Genomic DNA, 19612 nt, shown 5'->3' with positions numbered 1-19612 from the left:
CAGGGCAAGGATCACGCCCACGATCTAGCCGATATCGTCGCCGAAATTACCTCCGTTGCAGTATTGACCGCAAATCTTCCGTCTGATACCACTCTCCGGGACGAACACAACGTTGTCGAGTACAGTTCGAGTGGAACCGGCGAGCACGTGCTCGTGGAGGCAGTTAGATTCCTCCTGAACCAACTTCGGCTCTGTCGGGCGATTTATCGTCGCGATGAGACAACCGTGCTGTTCTTCGGGACGACCTCGTACGTGCTACCGGTACTATTTTCTCGACTGATCGGGAAAGCCGTCGTCGTGTTACCTCGCGGAGATGTGCCGCTGTCCTTGCGACTGCGCTGGGAGGAGTCGTTACCCGATCCGCTTCCTCGTGTGCTCGCTGGGCTGGTTTCTCTGCTCGAACGCGTCAACTATCGGCTGGCGGATGCCGTCGTCACCTATACGCCGGCGATGGCCGAACAGTTGGGGTTAGGGCGATATCGGGAGAAACTGCACACTAATGGCGCCCGCTTCGTCGACACCGAACAGTTCGACGTGCGCGTCCCCTTCGACGAGCGCGAGCAGGTGGTCGGCTTCATCGGGCGGTTGGACGTGGAGAAACGCGTGCCCGAACTCGCGGCTGCCGCCCGACAGTTGCCGGATGATATCCGGTTCGTGTTCGTCGGTGACGGGGACTACCGGGAGATGCTCGAACGGGAACTCGCCGAGGAAATCGAGTGTGGCAAGGTGGAGGTCGTGGGGTGGGTCGATCGCGAGGAGGTTCCCGAGCAGTTGAATCGTATGCGGTTGCAGGTGGTGCCCTCGCATCCGACAGAGGGGCTTCCGACAGCGATTCTGGAGGGAATGGCCTGTGGGACGCCGGCGTATGCGACGCCCGTCTCGGGTGTGCCCGATGTGGTACGGGAAGGTGAGACTGGATTTCTTATTGATGGGGTAGAAGAGTCGGAACTGACCGCGGATATTACATCAATCCTGGAGCGAGATGATCTCGATCAGATTAGCAGAAATGGACGAGCATTGGTCCTCGACGAGTACAGTTTCGAGGCTGCAGTAAAGCGATACAGGACTATTCTGACAGAAATCGATTAAACGGAGGATTTATAAATCCCCTCCTTCGCTTGTCTCACTGGAGATATCCGAGATCTTCAAGCCTGCTCTCGGTCTCACCTTCAATCTCGACTGCAGCTACATCCTGGTCCGTCTCCTGTTCGTACTGCTCGTAGCGCTCAAGTTTGGCTTCGAACTGTTCGACGATTTCGGGATGCTGCTCGCTCACGTCGGTCTGCTCTTCGGGGTCTTCGACCAGATTGAACAGTTTCGTCTCGGTGTCTGTATTGATATATTTCCACTCTTTCGTTCGGTAAGCGCGGCCGGACGCCGCTTCGACGCAGATTCCCTCCTTTTCCCAGGTTCCTGATTCAAACACCGCTCGAAGGCTCGAACCCAGCAAACTGTCCGGACACGGCACGTTAGCGTAGTCTAACAACGTTGGGGCCAGATCAAGCAATTCGACGAGTTCATCGTGTTCGTCTCCGCCATCATTCACATCGATGAGCAGCGGTACGTTGATCAGTTCGTCGTAGAATCGATCGTAATGACTGAACATACCGTGATCGAGAAATTCGTCTCCGTGATCGGAAGTGAATCCGACGATGGTTTCCTCTCCCCATAAATCCCGTATCTCCTGTATTAGTCTGCTGGCATGGTGATCGAAATACCGGATCTCTCCATCGTATAGGTCGCGTAACGTTGCAAGTTCCTCGTCCGTTATGTCTTCTGGTTCCTCAAGCATTTTCCGGCGAAGCTGTACTGCTCGCCGGTCAGACACTACTTTATCCCGGAACATACGCTGATACGATTCAGGGGGTGCGTAGGGGTGGTGGACATCCATATAATGGACCCAGAGAAATCGGGGAGCAGAAGCGGCGGACCGGGCCCACTCAAGTGCGTGGTCGGTGAGATTCTCGGCACGCACGAATGGTGTGCCCGGATTGAAACCGACCGTTCGCTCGCTCAGATCGTAAATTAATTTGAGTGATTTGAATATTAATCCCGATTCGTCGAAGGTATCTTTGACCCACTGGCGCATCTCACCGAGAGTCGACGACTCAGATTCGGAGGTGAAAAACGTCTCGAATCCCCGACCGTAGCCGAATTGTTCGTTGAGATACGGATTCGAGTGAAATCCGGCAGTCCGGTATCCTTCCTCGCGTGTGATCTCGGCGAGTAAGGGTCGGTCGTCCGAGAGTGGCTCGAATCCACCATACATTCGTGGATACGCTGATGACATAATTGAAGGGAACGAGCGACTGGTTCCACAGCCATTAGCAAACGCGTTTGACATACTATGGCTTGATTCAGCTAATGAATCGAGATTTGGTGTCGTATCCCGGTCATAGCCGTGGTATCCAATATGATCCGCTCGAAGAGAGTCAACTGTAATTAACAGGATATCATTCATACTGGACGACGATAGACTTTGAGACGTGTTAATTACTTCCGTTCCGACCAGATAATACTGATACGATATTCTCCTCAGTCAGCATATATCACCTCTTTATACACATCTTCAAGAGAATCAACAAGTTCATTCCAAGAGTGATTTTCGCGGACGTACTGTTTTGCGTTTTTGCCCATCTTTCGACTGGTCTCCGGGTCCTCGAGAAGAGTTTCTATCGCGTCTTGCAGAGCGTCGGGATCCCGCATCGGGACTAAGTATCCATTGGTACCGTCGTCGATCACGGTTGGGAGACCCCCGCTATCCGTTGCAATAACCGGTAAACCCCATGCCATGGCCTCTAACACCACGTTTGGCATACCTTCTCCCTCAGTGGAGGGGAGGACGAGAAATCCTGCACTCCGGTAATAGTCAGAGACATCACCTGGCGGGATTTTCCCTTCAAAAGTAACATTAGCACCTGTCTGTTCAACCAATTTTTCGAGTCGTTCGCGTTCCGAGCCGTCACCGACAATCGTCAGATGGCACTCGATCTCGGAGATTGCCTCAATAAGATACTCGATCCCTTTTTTTGGAGCTAACCGTCCGACATAGAGAGCCCCATCTCCAGTTGCGGTTTCGTCAGGAACTGATACAGCATTCCCGAGAACCTGGATGTTGCAGTCTATGTCGTTGAAATCAGAGAGCACGTCTGATCGAATCTCTTTTGACTGGGCCAATACCAGCGTATCAGCCAATACTTTGCGCATAGTCCAGCGTTTCCAGTGAACGTCATTCATCAAGTAGTAATCGCCACCGCGAATCCACGCAAAGTACGGAAGACCGGTTAATTTGTTAATGACGTAGCCAAGAAAGCCAACTGGATAGAGCATCATACACTGCACACAGTCAAATTCATCAGAGCGACGAACAACAGCAAAGAGTGCGAACAAAAGGAAGGTAAGATGGCTAATGAACGAGTTGATCTTCCAGTTACGGATTCGAACAACTTCATACGGAACATCGCTATCGTCGTGCTCACCAAATTGTCTAGTAAAAACAGTTACGTTATGACCTGCCCTGTGAAGTTCGGTACCCATCTGCTTTGTTTGTGTCTGCATTCCACCGATTACATCTGGTGGAAACGCTCTCACAATAATCGCGACTCTCATTCATTACTGGCTTTGTCGCCTCGAAAGATAAGATTTAATTCTTACAGGCTAAGTAATCGAACGAATTTTACGTGCTACTGTAGGTAAGAAGAAATATGTGTGGAATTGCTGGGAAGCGGTTCTTTACTGGGACACCAGATAACGGTCTCGGGCAAGCAATGGCCGAGACGATGACACACCGCGGCCCTAATGCTAAAGGTATTTTTCAGAATAAAGATATCGTCCTCTCACATTGTCGACTTTCAATCATCGATACAACCGATGCTGGAACACAACCGATGAGCAACGAGGACGGGACAATTCATATCGTATATAATGGTGAGATTTACAATTATCAGGAACTCCGCGACCGCTATCTCGGAGGCTACTCGTTCAAAAGTGAAACTGACACGGAAGTTCTTCTGCATTTGTATGAGGAGCTTGGGATCGACTGTCTCAACGAACTTCGGGGAATGTTCGCATTTGGAATCTGGGACGAACGGCATAGCAGACTCGTCCTAGCGCGGGACCGACTCGGCCAGAAACCGCTCTTTTATCACCAATCCGATGATGCATTTCTGTTTGGTTCAACTATCAAAGCACTGCTTAAGGATTCAAACCTCACGGCACGACCTGATCATCGCGCGATTCAGGAGTATCTCACCTATCAGTACGTCCCCCACCCACGAACCGGTTTCGACGGCATCAAGAAGCTCGGACCGGGCGAGTATATGATCGTCGACGACGATTCAATCACTCATAATTCCTACTGGTCGCTACCCGATTCCGATCCGTTGACGCTCTCGAAGAAAGCAATTCAACAGCGCCTACGCAAGAAAGTGCGCGACGCGGTTCGTCTCCGTCTGCGTAGCGATGTTCCCCTTGGAGTGTTTCTCAGTGGTGGCATCGACTCCTCGATTACAGTTGCTATGATGGACGACCTCGGTGTTGACGACATCAAGACGTTTAGTATCGGATTTGACATAGCGGAGTTCGACGAAACTAATTACGCCCAGATGGTTGCCGATAGGTACAACACGGACCATCACGAGTTCGAGGTATCACCTGATGAGATGGCATCACTTCCTGACATCGTCGATCACTATGAAATGCCGTTCGGTGACCCTTCTGCGCTTCCGACTTATTACGTATCGAAGATGGCAAGTGAGCATATCACGGTTGCACTAGCAGGGGACGCAGGTGATGAAAATTTTGCTGGTTATCCCCGGTATGCGAATTACAAGGCAATCTCACTCGCAAGCAGACTCCCAAATCTCACCACGAATGTAGGAGCAAAAACAGTACGAAGCCTTCCTAGACAAATCCGCGAGATGATACCGCGCGAGCGGGACGCAGAACGGATACTACGTCTCGCAGAGAAACCCAAAGCGGAACGTTACGCTGGACTTGTCGGTCACTTTACCGAGAATGACATCGCGTCAGTGTACGATGGCCCGCAAAAGGGAGATCTACTGGAATGGTTCCGTGAACTATTCGATACGACTCCAGCACGCAAACCCGTTGACGAAGCAACCGGCGTTGATCTCCGAAGCTACCTCCCCGATGATCTCCTCGTTAAAGTCGACCGAGCGAGTATGGCACATTCGCTCGAAGTCCGGTCACCGTTTCTTGATCACAAGCTTGTCGAGTTCGCCCGACGAATTCCAGCGGCCCAGAAGATGCCTCGATTCGAGAAAAAGGTCGTTCTGAAGGAGGCTTTCAGGCCTTATTTACCGGATGCTGTCGTCGACCGGAAGAAGCAGGGATTCGGCGTTCCCGTTGGCGAGTGGTTCCGTGGGCATCTGAAAACACGTGGTCGTGAGGCTATCGAACGGTTAGGTGAGCGAGAAGCGTGGGACAAAGCAGGTCTCCAACGGAAGTGGGAAGCACACGTCGCTGGTGAGAAAGACGATGGTAGACAGCTCTGGGATCTCGTATTCCTCGAAGAATGGTACGAGCAATACATTGACTAAGATGGGCTACGGCTTTCACAAAACTCATTATATACCAAATGAGCAGGCATCTTATATTAGCTTCGTACAGGTAGTTGAGAAAACCGATCATAAGTCAAACAGACAGGACGTCGCTGGTTGCCCATCCATAAGAGAATCTTACGAATCTGTTAACCCGTTCCCCTCGCCGAGTAGCACACGTTCGTACTGTTCGCTGATCGCTTCCACTGAATGATTTTCGTGTAGATATTCTCGACTATCTTGCCCCAGTGTAGAGAGGAGTTCTTCGTCATCTATCACATCACGCATTTCCTCACATAGCGTCTCAACGGAGCCATCTGCGAAGAGTCCAATCCCTTGCGAAGACAAAATCTCGTTTGGATCAACAGCGAGACTCGCAACTGGTGTTTCATTTGCCCACGCTTGCAGGAATGTATTCGGAAATCCTTCGGCTTCAGAGGTGTTTAAGAATAGATCAGCTGCTGCAAAGTGTCGGTCGATTTCTTCGAATGGGATATGTCCCAGCAGAACGAGGTTTTCGAGCGATTCAGCCTCCTGTTGAAGCTCCGAATAGAGTTCGGCATTCCCTGGCCCCCCAGCCATAACAAAGGTAACGTCAGGGAGTTTTCGAGCCAACTTTACAACTGTCTTTGGGCGTTTGACCCGCTCAATACGTGCTGCCCAGAAGATTACGGGCGACTCATAATCCCAATCTATCGGTTCCACTTCCTCAATCTGATAACAGTTCGGGATTTGATATACATCGGTATCGTATCGAGAGGTCGCAATATTATACTGGTAGGCATTCTGTGCAATCGCTGAATCGGCGGTCGAGATCGCGAACTGATTAAGCCGCCTGTATAATGATGTTTGCTTTACACCTTTTGAAAAAAATGTAGAATCGTCGGTGAGTTCGTTGTCGTGCGCAAACCCATATACGAATCGGGTATCGGTAAGAGAGCAATAAAACGAAAGTGGGAGTATCTCGAAATCCAATACTCGACGATAGCAGACATCGGGATCGATTCGTCTGAGCGTTCGGAGTGTTCCAACAACTGCTTTAGCTGCCCGCGATAGTTCTGATCCCTTTGGTCTGGGCTTGGTGACTATCTTGATTCCGTCGATTCGTTGCTCTTTTTTGTACTCCGCAGCGTACTCTACGAATATAACCTCGTATCCACGCTTTGCTAGCTCCTTGCCTATCAGAATTTGCTGGAGTTGTGCTCCACCGACGGCGTCACCCTCGTGGCCGCCTGTGAGCATATCGTAGGCATTAAGAGTGAAAAAGGCTATTCGCGACATCCATCTGGATCCACTTGACCAAGTTTGATATAGTTGCGGATTCCGTCTCTTCGGCAGACTAATGGAAACAAGGTCATTACTGGATGTGCTCTTTAGATTCGCTGGTCCTCTTGCTATGGTTGATAATCCAATATAAACGTCACTGCCTCGAAATGACCATCGGAGCCCTTGGCTCCGTACCTTGGACTAGTAGAGTCTTTGAAGCAGCGATGTTTATATAGATAGAGTACGGGTTGCGAATCGAATGGTTGCCGTTAGGGAGAATCTTCAGGATATCTCAATAAGAGACATCCTCCGCGTGGCGACGGATTTCCAATCGGCCTGCAAAACGGCTAATAGGATCATAAATCAACCACCAGAGAGGTATAACACCGAGGGGACATACATTTTTGAAGAAGATTGGGATAATCTGATTTTGCTGGATTCGTGTCGGTACGATTATTTTTCAAATCTACACACCTTTGATGGTGTGTTGGAGAGTAGAATCAGCAGAGGATCAAGTTCTGTTGAATTTGTCCGTGGGAACTTCCAGGGGCCAGATCAACTGGACACGGTATACGTGTCAGCAAACACTTGGTACAAAAAGATCAGCGAAGAGCTTGGCGACGAGCGTAGCGATGTCTTTCTATTCGATAGATTATCGTCTGGCGGTAAGAGAGAGCTAGGGGAAGTTCGCACATGGTGCAACAAAGTCACCGAAAAGGCACTGGAACGGTATGAGGAGTACCCAAACAAGCGATTTATCATCCATTATATGCCACCGCACCGGCCGTACGTTGATGAAAACGGGGACATAATCGTCGACTTCAAGACGAAACACGAAACAGACACGTTGTTTGATCTCGTCCACCGTTCGACGGAAAAACCGGAACGCCTCACGAAACAGGAGATTCAGGACGCATACCGATCGTCAGTCGAATATATATTGAGTCATATCGATGACCTATTACAGGAACTGGAGGGACTGACAGTCATTTCTGCTGACCACGGTGAACTGCTGGCGGAACGGTCGCGGCCAATTCCAATCATCGAGACTTTCCACCCTGAAGGGGTCTATATGGATCAACTGGTCAAAGTGCCGTGGTTTAAGATACAAAATGGAGAGCGACGTGAGATTAATGAAGCAGATGCGCCCCACGAATCGATTACCCAATCTAAAGAAGTGACGGAGGATGTAGACGACCACCTCAGAGACCTCGGTTATAAGTTGTAATCTTGTATTCTTTTATATACCCTCATCTTGTATGCCGGTCATATTTTGGATCTTTACATCGATAAGTTGCGTTTGGCCAAAGTAACTCATACGGCCACTTGAATGGCGGCTTCGTTACGATTTGGTTTCCGGCCCGCATTAACCGCCGTATTCGAGGGTTATCTGTTATCATTTCACCGCTTATTTGCATCGTGTAATTGACCTCTTCAAAATTGGAGAGGGTGTCATAGAACTCTTCTCACACCGTGATGATCGTGCTTCCCGGATTGTCTCCGCGTTCGTAGTTGGTGATTGCGAGGACGAGACGAAGGCACAGCGCGAGGAACACTTGTGCTCGCGCGTGGACGCGGCCTCGGGCGTGCGTTCGCCCGAGGCCGCAGTCCTTCACTGATTCGTTGGTTCGTTCGATTCCAGTACGTCGGTTGTATGTCTCATCCAACGTGGACTGCTTCAGCTGTACGTCCTCGCTGTGTTGTTCGATGCGGTCTTCGACCCTGTACTCGATATCTTTCGGGTCGTCGGTGTTTCGCGCGTTGTACGGAGCGACTGGCACGACCCCTGCGGCCAGCAGGTGGTCGTGCCAGTCGAGCGTGTCGTAGGCGCTGTCACCGACCATCCAGATCGGCTTGGCGACGGCGAGCGCGTCACGCGTGACGCGCATCGCCGTCTCCTCTGGCGCTTGTTTGCTCTCGGTGAACTCAGCCGCAATTGGGATCTTTTGCCCGGTAGAGACTATTGTACAGCCATAGCCGTGGTAGTACTCCTCAGCGGTTGGATCATAGCACTTCGACGCGTCTTGATCGGCGAGCATCGCCTTCACGTCAGTTGAATCGATGCAGTAGGTCAAGTCGAGCAGGCCGCGGCGGGCGGCCTGCTCGACGAGGTGGTCGAACACCTTCTTAACGACGTGTTCGAGGTCGGTAAGGAAGCGATCGACCGCGTCTCTCGACGGCGGTCGATCGAACCCACAACTCAGCCAGACAACCGTGTTCCGAAGCTCTCGTTCAACGGGACGAATGCCGTAGATGTCCTTGTAGTAGCAGTGGAGAAAGCCACGCATCAGCTCTGGTGGTTCGTGGTCCCGTGTTCGCCCCGTCTCCGCCGGGGCGAACACGTCGAATTCTTCGAGAAACTCGAAGGAGAGATGCTCGAACAGCACTAACGTCTCTGTCTCCACGACATTGAAGAACGAGTCTACCGAAGGGTCATCTTGCAGGGTCGCTGAACTCATCCACCTCAGCGTTCACCCTGCTCTTTGGTGTGCTACTCGTTCTATGACACCCTCAAATTGGAGTGTAAGTGATGACGTGCTGTAATCGGGGTGAGCGGAAATAACGCGTTCTCGTAGTATTCGGTTTCCCGTTCTGAGAGGAGGAGCGGTGCTAACAGTCGACCGAGCGGTTTCGGCAGAATCGAATAATATCGTGGGAGCATATGAGGTTGCAGAAGCGAGATTCGATTTGGGAAGCCGAAAAACGCTACTCCGGATGATTTGAGAACGCGTGCTGCTTCGGAAATTAAAGATCCGGACCCATCGACGTGTTCTAAAACCACGGAGCAATGCACGTAGTCAAAGACGTCTGTATCAAATGGGAGTGTCCGTCCGTCGCCAAGAATGAGTTCGGTGTCGGTAGTTTCAGGAAATTGAGAGTCATCAATATCGATACCAACAACTGTTCCGGGGCACCCAGATAGTGTTGTTCCATCTTTCGTCCCGAGATCCAACACTAAATCATCTGCGGAGATGGTTGTACCTTTAATATCAAAGGAGGAATCTTTGTTCATCTTAGAGGGTGATATCGGACATTCTTTGGGGTTATCTTGAGTGTTGCGAATGTTTACGGCGTATTCAAATAAGATCGAAAGATGAGGCGTTTATAGATTATTGGTGAGGGTGTCATAGAAGTCTTCTCACACCGTGATGATAGTGCTTCCCGGATTGTCTCCGCGTTCGTAGTTGGTGATTGCGACAACGAGACGAAGACATAGAGCGAGGAAAACCTGCGCTCGTGCGTGGACGCGGCCTCGGGCGTGCGTTCGCCCGAGGCCGCAGTCCTTCACTGATTCGTTAGTTCGTTCGACTCCTGTACGGCGGTTGTACGTCTCGTCCAGGATAGATTGCTTCAGCTGAACGTCCTTGCTGTGTTTCTCAATACGGTCTTCGACTCTATATTCGATGTCTTTCGGTTCGTCAGCGTTTCGTGCATTGTACGGGGCGACTGGCACGACCCCTGCGGCAAGCAGGTGGTCGTGCCAGTCGAGCGTGTCGTAGGCACTGTCACCGACCATCCAAATCGGCTTGGCGACGGCGAGCGCGTCACGTGTGACGCGCATCGCCGTCTCTTCTGGCGCTTGTTTGCTCTCGGTGAACTCCGCTGCAATCGGGATCTTTTGTCCGGTTGAGACGATCGTACAGCCGTAGCCGTAGTAGTACTCGTCGTCGGTTGGATCGTAGCACTTTGAGGCGTCTTGATCAGCGGGCATCGCTCTCACGTCTGTTGAATCGATGCAGTAAGTCAAGTCGAGCAGGCCGCGCCGGGCGGCCTGCTCGACGAGGTGGTCCAAGACTTCGTCGACAACGTGTTCAAGATCGGTGAGGAAGCGATCGACCGCGTCTCTCGACGGCGGTCGATCGAAGCCGCAGCTCACCCAAACGACCGTATTCCGAAGCTCCCGTTCAACGGGACGAATGCCGTAGATGTCGTGGTAGTAGCAATGGAGAACCGCGCGCATCATCTCTGGTGGCTCATGCTCTCGTGTTCGCCCCGTCTCCGCCGGGGCGAACACGTCGAACTCTTCAAGAAACTCGAAGGAGAGATACTCAAACAGCGCTAGCGTTTCAGTCTCCGCGACATTGAAGAACGTCTCTACCGAAGGATCATCTTGCAGGGTCGCTGAACTCATTCCACCTCAGCGTTCACCCTGCTCTTTGGTGTGGTAACCGTTCTATGACACCCTCTATTGGTGCTTACGCCAAAATCCAACATCTCATCAAGTGTAGCGACTTTCCAGAGTTAGCTTTTATCGAGCGAGAGGCGACACTTGAGTCAGCGATAAAGCTGGATATCCAACTCCTTTTGACGGGATTGCTCTGTTGGACACCGTCTCAGTCCTCATCATCTTGGGTGCCAAGCGCTGTCTATCAATCATTCACAACACGATCGTCCTGAACCAGCAGAAACGTGGCTCCAATCATTCGCCGTCTGTTTTAATCAGCTAGTCTGAACCTTCCGATTCCGGAGCAAAAGGGTTTTTCTGTAGATAGCGTTCTATCTAAATTACCGTGGAGCAGACGCCGACAGTTAATGTGGTAATTCCGTACGCTCCGTCAATCACTCCAGAAGATTTGCTCAATAAGGCACTTGAGTCAGTAGACGGCCAAAACGTAGAAACAGAAACCATTATTGTTGAAGATCCTGAACGAAAAGGCCCCGCCTGGGCAAGAAACCAAGGACTCGCTCAAGCAGATCGACGTTACGTTGCTTTCCTTGATGCTGATGATTTGTGGAAGGAAAATAAACTTCAACGCCAGATTGAGCGAATACGCGAAACTGGAGCGGGAATCTGTGTAGAAGGTACACCGAAATCAACGAATGAGTTCATATCTGGTTTACTAACCGGAAATATCGTCTCCAAAACGTCATCAATTCTTATTGATACAGAACAAATATCGGTACAGTTTAATGAATCTCTAGATCGGTTTGAGGACCATATATTTATGATTGAATCGGCGCTAGAATCAGACGTTTGTCTCTGTGAAAATTTAGTTGAAATACGAAAGCATAAGCAGGGGCTCTCAGCTCATAACAATCCACGGTTGCTATACCAACAAAGACAAAAAATGGCATCCGTTTTAGAACAGAACGAAGATATACCACCTTCTAAATTACGGGAATTCAGACGAATCCTTAATTATAAAGCTTGTGTACAGTTTAGAAAAGAGAACAAATTTTCAAACGCAGCTCTCGCAATTGTCAGATCACTCCGATATGGACTATCCCCTGAAAATATTCGTGCTGCAGCAGCCTTACCCGTATTTATATTGCTGAGCTTGATCAAAAGAAATCAGGGGTCGTAATGTATTGGTAGGAAAACTTGGTCCTAGATGAGGCTCGCAGCGGATACACACCTGAAGACATTCCATTCCGAAGAAAGCAGATCTTTGTATGAATAAGAAGGAGAGATTCGCTGGACTACTGGCAAACATATTCAACCGCGTCAAAAACCCACAACAAAAGGTTCGGAATCCAATTATTTGTATGTATCACTCTATTTCGGAAAAGGGCCAACGAAACTGGGGACCGTGGGAATATGGTGTGACTCCAGAGACATTTAAGAATCATATTGACTGGCTGTCACAAAACAAAACAATTGTTTCCCTTGAGGACTTACTTGATTATATAAGAGGGGAAAGAACACTACCGAAAAATTCGGTCATTCTAACCTTCGATGATGGGTATCAAGATTATGTCGATCAGGCTCTTCCGGTATTAGAAGAATATGGTGTTCCAAGTACTGTATACATATCGACTAAACTTATGTGTGAGCAGGTTGCCCCGTACGAATTTCGTCTTGCTTCTGCACTCCGACAATCCGACAAAATATATACCGAAATTGGTGAATATGATCTCTCTACTAAACGTAATGTCAAAAAGGCATACTCCGAACTGCGTCAACAATACAAACACTTACCACCGGAAAGACGGAATTCACTCATAGAACGAATTGGATCCCCCGAAGCCAAAGAATTCAAAATTGTTACTCCAGATACAGTTAGTCAGCTTGGGACACACGAACTAGTTACAGTTGGGTCACATAGTCACGAACATCGCCCTCTTGGGAAATTGTCGAATTCTAATATAAAGACAAATATGGTACAGTCAAAGAAAATCCTATCTGGAATTTTGGGTGACCATATTGCACACTTTTCATTCCCATATGGTTCTACTTCCCCAAACAGTTTGCAAGTAGTAGAACAAGTAGGATACGAGAGTGCAGTTACAACTGAACAACGGACAGTTGAGCCCAGGGATTGGAATCAGTGTTATACACTCCCACGTCTCGATATGTCTAATTTAGCGCATAATAACCTATTGGGTACTGGAATAGATATCGAATTGTGCTCAAACTCAGAAATATTATAATCACATATTGTGCTGAGAACAGCAAGCTTATTTATACAGAATGAGTTTGTTTTCTTATGGATATTGCATGGTTGATCTTGGATTCCCTTTCGTTTGATGCTACGCCATTTAACGCTCGGTCAACAAGTGGTGAAAATACTATGCCAGAGCTCTCAGCTCTTGTCAATAAATTTGGGGCTGTTTACACAAATGCTTACGTTCCTGGTCCATCAAGTCCCTCCTCACACGGTTCGTTTTTCACTGGGGAACCACCCTCAGTTACCGGTATGCACGAGGCATTTCCGTACTTCGAAAATAATGTAAAGACAATTGGTGAGATATTATCATTAACACACCGGTCTATGCTGGTCTCCGCAAATCCTTATATATTTAACGGATTGCAAAAGGGATTCGACGTGACGAACGATCTGCGGGAAGAAGAATATATGGTGTTCTCCGACGCTAGAAATCCTGCAGAGTTTATGAAGACCCACGATTATGATAATAAAATCCGAAGATATTTCAAATATATTTCCACCTCATCAAAGCCTATCCGATCTATTGTTAATGGAATTAAATACAGAAATGTAATGAGAGAACGGCGTTCTAGTATTCCAGAGTCCTCATCACGGGATCAAAACCGGTTCCAGTACGCTAATGAAATGAATGCCAGGATTAGAGAATTCCTCGCTGAAAGCGATGAGGACACATTTGTGGTAGCGAATTATATGGATATTCATCCACCTCTGGACGCGAGTGACGAAGCGCTCGAATTATTCTGCTCAGACTACTCGCGTGAGGAAATACCGATTGGCATCCGTGGACAGGACGTATACGAGCAGTTCAGAGATGGCGACAAAGTAATTGCTGAAAAGATGAGCGCTCTACTTCGTGCAGCTATCTGGGACACTGACCGAAAAGTCGCTTCACTTGTAGAATCACTACTCGATCGAGATGCATTCGTCGTCGTTACTGCAGACCACGGCACATGGTTCAAGCGTGAAACTGAACTTGATGAGGAGCGTATACACGTTCCGTTACTCATTTTTGCTCCGGACGCTACTCCGCAGAAAATAGATCACACCGTCAACCTTCAATCACTACCGAAAACTACACTCGCTGCACTAAATCGATCTGACGCTGAGCAATTTAAGGGTCGTGATCTTCTCGATATCGACGAAGATACTGTGTCAGTTACCGAATTCATTTATAATGCAGATGAAAAGGGAACCCCAGTTAATCCAACGGGGGATGAAACAGAAAATATACGATTTGATATGGCTGCTGTTCGTGGTGAGGATAGAGTTGATTATATTGCCGGAGACTATGTCACACAGCGTGGTGAAAACCACGACGAATTGAGAGAAGAAATTGAGGTTAGGCTCTCTAATGCCCCCGAAGGTAGTTATAGAGAGATCCAGTATGATGAAGAGGTCAGACAACGACTGAAGGATTTTGGTTATCTATAAATATTCCATATATTGAAAATTTTGGTTAACAGATGGAGAACTAAGATGAAATATTAATTTCTGGTTTGGTTATAAGATTGTCTTCTATTGCTAGTGCATCTAAACCTGTTGAATAGAATGTTTCGATCGCTTGAGTAGGTGACTCAATAATCGGATCTCCCGCTTTATTGAAGGAAGTATTCAACACCACAGGAGTTCCAGTTAACTCTCCGAATTTTTTATCATATTATAGTATTTTGGATTTGATTCTTCACGAACAGTTTGGGGACGTGTCGTACCATCTACGTGAGTGACTGCAGGTATCTCCTTTCGTTTGGTTTCATCAACACCATCCAATAATATCATAAATGGTGCTTCATCACCGTGAACTAGATACTCGTTCCGGGCTTCGTACAGCATACTCGGCGCGAATGGCCGCCAGGCTTCTCTCCCCTTAACATTTGAGTTCACTTTATCCATATATTCTTGCTTAGTTGGGTTTGCTAGGATGCTTCTGTTACCTAATGCTCGGGCACCATACTCCATCCGCCCTTGGAACCAACCCACCAGATAACCTTCTGCGAGTAATTCTGCAACCTTTGTACTAATATCGTTTTTCTGTTCGAATTCTATTTTATACTCCGATAGCGTTTCGTAGACTTCATTATTAGAATACTTAGGTCCGAAATATACATTTTCATATTCAACATTTGGTTTTTTTCCAGTTACTCTATAGAATGCTTCTAATGCAGCTCCAAGACAGATTCCTGAATCATTAGCCGCTGGCTGGATAAATAGATCATCAACACAGTCCAAATTTAGAATTTCACGATTCATTTTACAATTCATTGCGACGCCCCCAGCTGGCACTGTTCAGATAAGATCGAAAAGTGAGGCGGTCGTAGTTCGTTGGTGCCTATGCAAGAACCGGACCGCCTCATCGGATGTAGCGACTTTCCGGAGTTAGAGTTTGTGGAGCGAGAGGCGACACCCGAGCCGGCGATGAAGCTGGGTATCCAACTGCATTTAGCGGGATTATCGCTGTCGGATACCGTCTCAGTCCTCGCTGGCCTGGGTGTCGATCGGTGTCGTTCTACCGTTCACAACTGGATTCAGAAGGCTGATCTACAGCCAACAGGGGGTCACGATCCGAATTACGTCGCGGTTGATGATACCGTAATTCGAGTGAATGACCAGCGCTACTGGCTGTTTTCGGCGGTCGACCCCGACACGAACCGCCTGCTGTATATGCGACTGTTCCCGACCAGGACCCAGGCACTGACCGAGATGTTCCTCACGGAACTCCGCGAGAAACATCTCGTCGACGACGCGATCTTCCTGGTCGATGGCGCGCCTTGGCTGCAGGCGGCCTGCCATCGCCACTCGCTCCGATTCCAACACGTCACCCACGGGAATCGGAATGCCATCGAACGCGTGTTTAAAGAGCTGAAACACCGAACCGAAGCCTTCGCTAACCACTTCAGACACGCTGATCCGACCACTGCAGAAACGTGGCTCCAAGCGTTCGCCGTCTGCTTCAATCAGCTAATCTGAACAATGCCCTGTGATAACCGCCGGACGAGGCGAGTCTCGTCTGCCTTCTGTGCGTCTCTCATCGCCTGATCGAGTTCTTCTTCCGACAAGTGCTTCACCAACTGCCCTCCGCGACTACTCTTCATCAAGAGATAGACGCTCTCTCAAGGCTCAACTCTTTCGCAGACCACTCAAGTGCACGATGTTCTAAGCCAGTAACTTCCTATAATAGTAAAAATATCGACTATAGTGTGTGAAGACTTCTATGACACGCTCCACGAATGGGTAATTATGCTTTCGATTGGATCGTATATAACTCAGCATACTCTCCTTCCTCCGCTAGTAACTCCTGATGCGTCCCGGATTCGATGATCTCACCGTCATCGACAGTGTAGATCCGATCCGCGTTCTTCACCGTCGACAACCGGTGAGCAATCACGATAATCCCGTAATCGCGATCCATTGACTCGATAGCCGCCTGCACTTCCTTCTCCAGATTCGAGTCGAGATCACTCGTCGCCTCGTCCAACACCAGAAAGTCAGCGTCCTTAAGCAACGCTCGCGCCAGTGCCACCCGCTGTCGCTGTCCACCTGAGAGGCGAACACCATCGTCGCCTAGCTGGGAATCATATCCATTCGGAAGGTTGCCGACGAACTCGTCGACCTTTGCGATCTCACAGACGCGTTCGACCTCACGGCGCGTCGCATCCCGATTGCCGATAGTCACGTTATTCTCCAGTGTGTCGGTGAAAATGAACGGCTTCTGTCGAACGACTGCGATCCGCTCGCGCCACTCTCGGATGTCGTACTCGTCGATTGGCGTTCCGTCGGCCCGAATCTCACCGGCATCGGGATCGTACATCCGCGAAAGCAGCGAGACAATCGTCGACTTTCCGGCACCGGATTGCCCCACGAACGCAATAAACTCTCCTTTGCTAACGTCGAATGAAATCCCACCAAGCACTTGTTCGTCCTCGTTGTAGGCGAAACGGACATCGTCGAACTCAATAGTGGATACAGATGAAACCGACTGCTCACCGCTGTATTCCCGTCGGTCACCGATTTCATCAAGGAACTCGTGCGTACGAACAGCGTGCGAAAGGTTCCCTTCCGTCTTATACACTTTTGAATTAAGGACGCTCACTTTCGGTGCAAGCTGGAACATCGCGATCAGGAAAATCCCGAGTTCGCCGAGCGAGAGACCGGTGAACGTGAACCCAACGTAAATCAACGTGAAGATGATGAGTGCAGCCGACAACTCGAAGAAGTTCTTGATCGCAATCTCGTTCCGGCTGAGGTTGATCTCCGAACGAGCATACTTGTCGATAGCATCCGAAAAACTCGAAAACACTTCCGAACGCAGTCCGAAGAGTTTCACGTCGCGAATCCCTTGTGTACCGGCCTGTACCGTCTCCTGGACGCGCTCGTTCGCCTCCGCCACCCGTGTGCCGACAGTCACTGCAGGTTCGATCACGAATCGAAGGGTTCCGGTGATACCCCCCAGTAGTACAATAGCGAGGAGCGTCATCGTGGGTGTGATGTAGAACATTACGGCGACATACATCAACACGAGAAAAAGCGTCTCAAGCATCGCAATACCCTGCTTGATTACGCGCCCCGAGTATCGCGTCTCCGTAATAATCGCGTTCAGAATGTTGTCAGTACCCTCTTCATCGTAGTACCCGACTTTGGCATCGAGTGCGCGATCAAACGCACGCGTACGCAGTTCTTTCTCGTACTGTTTGCCGAGCACCGCCGCCAGCCACCGCACCAAGAACGACATCGTATACCGAACCGTCATCACGAGCGCGACACCGACAATCAGATAGCCGAGCGAGAACGGAATATTAAAGAATTGATACGTGCTGACGAAGGCCTCCATCACGGGGCCCCCCACGTTCGTCGGCTCCTGGGCCTGTGCGGTCTCGATTATCGGGTAGATGAAACTCAGCCCGATCCCCTCGAGGAAAGCCACGAAGGCGCCAAGCACCACGAGCCCGGCCGCGAACGTCGGCCGATATCGAGCGACCCGTCTGAGGGCCTGCAGCTTCTCTTGGGTCGACAGCGTCTCGGAGTCAGTCGTCATTACGAGATACCGAGTTTCATTCCGTGATGGTGATAAGGGTGCTGTTTGTCCACGACCAGCGTTTAATCGGCTGTGTCGAACCACCGGCCATAGCCGTCATACTGCTCAGAGATGATAATAGGCGGAGCTCAGATACGAATAGGCAAGCAGGTGGGTCGACCAACTGAGCAATTGCATTCCTAACGGGCTGCAAATTGGAGATTTTCGGCCACCCAGAAGACGGGGCCTTCTGGTAGAGTGAAAAACAAGAGCGTCCAGATCTTTTTACGTCTAGTTCAGTGTTTCGTCTGTTTATTTGGAAACCACCCAGAGTCGAAACACGTATCCAACTACTCTAGAAAGCCACCCTATGCGCGTCCTCGTCACCGGCGGTGCCGGATTCATCGGCGGCCACATCGCCGAACAGCTCGCCGCCAGCGGCCACGATGTTACGATCCTCGATAAGTTCGTTCCGTACTACGACCTCGGCATCAAAGACCACAACGTCGAGGCGATACGCGAGGCCGCCACAGCGAACGGTGGCTCCTGTACACTCGTCAGGGATACGCTTACCGATGCAGAACTCGTCGACGACCTCGTCGCCGACACGGACGTCGTCTACCACCAGGCCGCACAGGCCGGCGTGCGAAAGAGCGTCGAGGAGCCGGCGAAAGTCAACCGCTACAACGTCGACGGAACTGTCAACGTCTTAGAGGCGTCCCGCAAACACGACGTCCAGCGCGTCGTCATCGCCTCCTCGTCGTCGGTCTACGGAAAACCCGAGTATCTCCCCTACGACGAGGATCATCCCACGACCCCAGTCTCGCCGTACGGCGTCTCGAAACTCGCAACCGAGCAGTACGCCCGCGTCTACAGCGAAATCTACGGTCTCCCGACGGTCTCGCTGCGATACTTCACCGTCTACGGCCCGCGGATGCGGCCGAATATGGCGATGACGAACTTCGTCTCCCGGTGTCTCCACGGCGAACCCCCGGTAATCTACGGTACCGGCGAGCAGACGCGGGATTTCACATACGTCGAAGATATCCGCCGCGTCAACGAGCAGCTGCTCACCGACGACGGCGCCGACGGCGAGATTCTCAACATCGGCTCGACGGACAACATCGATATCCAGACGCTCGCAGAGGTGATTCGCGACGAGATCGATCCGTCGCTGGATATCGTCTACGACGATCCCCGCGAGGGAGACGCCGAACACACTCACGCCGATGTCTCGAAAGCGAACGAACTGCTGGGCTACGAACCGACGGTCGATATTCGCGAGGGCGTGAGCAAGTTCATCGACTGGTATCGCGAGAACGAAGACTGGTACGATCCGCTGGTTCGCCAGTCCTGACGTCCTGTCAGTGGCTCGGATCGCTTATTTG

15 protein-coding genes and 1 pseudogene are annotated in these 19612 nt (G+C 50.1%); 8 read left to right on the top strand and 8 right to left on the bottom strand.

Annotated elements, in window-relative coordinates; translation table 11 throughout:
• Nucleotides 1-63 precede the first annotated feature (63 nt).
• Nucleotides 64-1089, top strand: a complete 1026-nt coding sequence (locus RJT37_RS00915) for a glycosyltransferase family 4 protein (RefSeq protein WP_313687006.1) — start codon at nt 64-66, stop codon at nt 1087-1089.
• 34 nt (nt 1090-1123) lie between these two features.
• Here RJT37_RS00915 and RJT37_RS00910 read toward each other — a convergent pair whose 3' ends face one another.
• The gene (locus RJT37_RS00910; RefSeq protein ID WP_313687004.1) at nt 1124-2461 is read right to left on the bottom strand and encodes a sulfatase family protein; all 1338 of its coding nucleotides are present in this window, start codon (nt 2459-2461) and stop codon (nt 1124-1126) included.
• A gap of 74 nt (nt 2462-2535) precedes the next feature.
• On the bottom strand, nt 2536-3609 hold the full coding sequence (locus RJT37_RS00905; RefSeq protein ID WP_313687002.1) for a glycosyltransferase family 4 protein: 1074 nt from the start codon (nt 3607-3609) through the stop codon (nt 2536-2538).
• Nucleotides 3610-3704: 95 nt separating this feature from the next.
• On the opposite strand from RJT37_RS00905, the gene asnB reads away from it, so the two are divergent.
• The gene (asnB, locus tag RJT37_RS00900) at nt 3705-5561 is read left to right on the top strand and encodes an asparagine synthase (glutamine-hydrolyzing) (RefSeq protein ID WP_313687001.1); all 1857 of its coding nucleotides are present in this window, start codon (nt 3705-3707) and stop codon (nt 5559-5561) included.
• A gap of 138 nt (nt 5562-5699) precedes the next feature.
• Here asnB and RJT37_RS00895 read toward each other — a convergent pair whose 3' ends face one another.
• Nucleotides 5700-6842: a glycosyltransferase family 4 protein gene (locus RJT37_RS00895; RefSeq protein WP_313686999.1), complete on the bottom strand. Its 1143-nt coding sequence runs from the start codon at nt 6840-6842 to the stop codon at nt 5700-5702.
• Nucleotides 6843-7086: 244 nt separating this feature from the next.
• Between RJT37_RS00895 and RJT37_RS00890 the strand changes: the two genes are divergently transcribed.
• A complete protein-coding gene (locus RJT37_RS00890) occupies nt 7087-8055 on the top strand; it encodes an alkaline phosphatase family protein (RefSeq protein ID WP_313686997.1) in 969 nt (322 codons plus the stop codon).
• 238 nt (nt 8056-8293) lie between these two features.
• On the opposite strand, the gene RJT37_RS00885 is transcribed toward RJT37_RS00890, so the two are convergent.
• The 3 genes from RJT37_RS00885 to RJT37_RS00875 all read right to left on the bottom strand — a co-directional run bounded on the left by RJT37_RS00885 (nt 8294) and on the right by RJT37_RS00875 (nt 10959).
• Nucleotides 8294-9286, bottom strand: a complete 993-nt coding sequence (locus RJT37_RS00885; protein ID WP_313686995.1) for a transposase — start codon at nt 9284-9286, stop codon at nt 8294-8296.
• Between the two features lie 41 nt (nt 9287-9327).
• Nucleotides 9328-9840 (bottom strand): class I SAM-dependent methyltransferase, encoded by a 513-nt coding sequence (locus RJT37_RS00880; protein ID WP_313686993.1) that lies wholly within the window; start codon nt 9838-9840, stop codon nt 9328-9330.
• A 126-nt stretch (nt 9841-9966) separates the two neighbouring features.
• Nucleotides 9967-10959: a transposase gene (locus RJT37_RS00875; RefSeq protein ID WP_313686173.1), complete on the bottom strand. Its 993-nt coding sequence runs from the start codon at nt 10957-10959 to the stop codon at nt 9967-9969.
• A 379-nt stretch (nt 10960-11338) separates the two neighbouring features.
• On the opposite strand from RJT37_RS00875, the gene RJT37_RS00870 reads away from it, so the two are divergent.
• The 3 genes from RJT37_RS00870 (at nt 11339) to RJT37_RS00860 (ending at nt 14647) form a co-directional block, all read left to right on the top strand.
• Nucleotides 11339-12133, top strand: coding sequence for a glycosyltransferase family 2 protein (locus tag RJT37_RS00870; RefSeq protein ID WP_313686991.1), 795 nt, complete (start codon nt 11339-11341; stop codon nt 12131-12133).
• Between the two features lie 88 nt (nt 12134-12221).
• Nucleotides 12222-13199, top strand: coding sequence for a polysaccharide deacetylase family protein (locus RJT37_RS00865; protein WP_313686989.1), 978 nt, complete (start codon nt 12222-12224; stop codon nt 13197-13199).
• Between the two features lie 56 nt (nt 13200-13255).
• Complete coding sequence (locus RJT37_RS00860) at nt 13256-14647, top strand: sulfatase-like hydrolase/transferase (RefSeq protein ID WP_313686988.1); 1392 nt, start codon at nt 13256-13258, stop codon at nt 14645-14647.
• 40 nt (nt 14648-14687) lie between these two features.
• Here the strand turns inward: RJT37_RS00860 and RJT37_RS00855 are convergent.
• Nucleotides 14688-15463 (bottom strand): annotated as a pseudogene (locus RJT37_RS00855) (carbamoyltransferase C-terminal domain-containing protein).
• Between the two features lie 81 nt (nt 15464-15544).
• On the opposite strand from RJT37_RS00855, the gene RJT37_RS00850 reads away from it, so the two are divergent.
• A complete protein-coding gene (locus tag RJT37_RS00850; RefSeq protein WP_313686984.1) occupies nt 15545-16180 on the top strand; it encodes an IS6 family transposase in 636 nt (211 codons plus the stop codon).
• Nucleotides 16181-16448: 268 nt separating this feature from the next.
• Here the strand turns inward: RJT37_RS00850 and RJT37_RS00845 are convergent, their stop codons facing one another.
• The gene (locus RJT37_RS00845; RefSeq protein ID WP_313686983.1) at nt 16449-18245 is read right to left on the bottom strand and encodes an ABC transporter ATP-binding protein; all 1797 of its coding nucleotides are present in this window, start codon (nt 18243-18245) and stop codon (nt 16449-16451) included.
• A gap of 349 nt (nt 18246-18594) precedes the next feature.
• Here RJT37_RS00845 and RJT37_RS00840 point away from each other — a divergent pair, with 349 nt between their 5' ends.
• Nucleotides 18595-19581 carry a GDP-mannose 4,6-dehydratase gene (locus RJT37_RS00840; protein ID WP_313686981.1) on the top strand — a complete coding sequence of 329 codons (987 nt, stop codon included), beginning with the start codon at nt 18595-18597 and terminating at the stop codon, nt 19579-19581.
• Nucleotides 19582-19612: the final 31 nt, after the last annotated feature.

The sequence above is a fragment of the Halobellus marinus genome (assembly GCF_032113415.1).
GTDB lineage: Archaea > Halobacteriota > Halobacteria > Halobacteriales > Haloferacaceae > Haloquadratum > Haloquadratum marinus.
The sequence above is the reverse complement of the archived record's forward strand: the minus strand, read 5'-3'. Positions and strand labels throughout refer to the sequence as shown.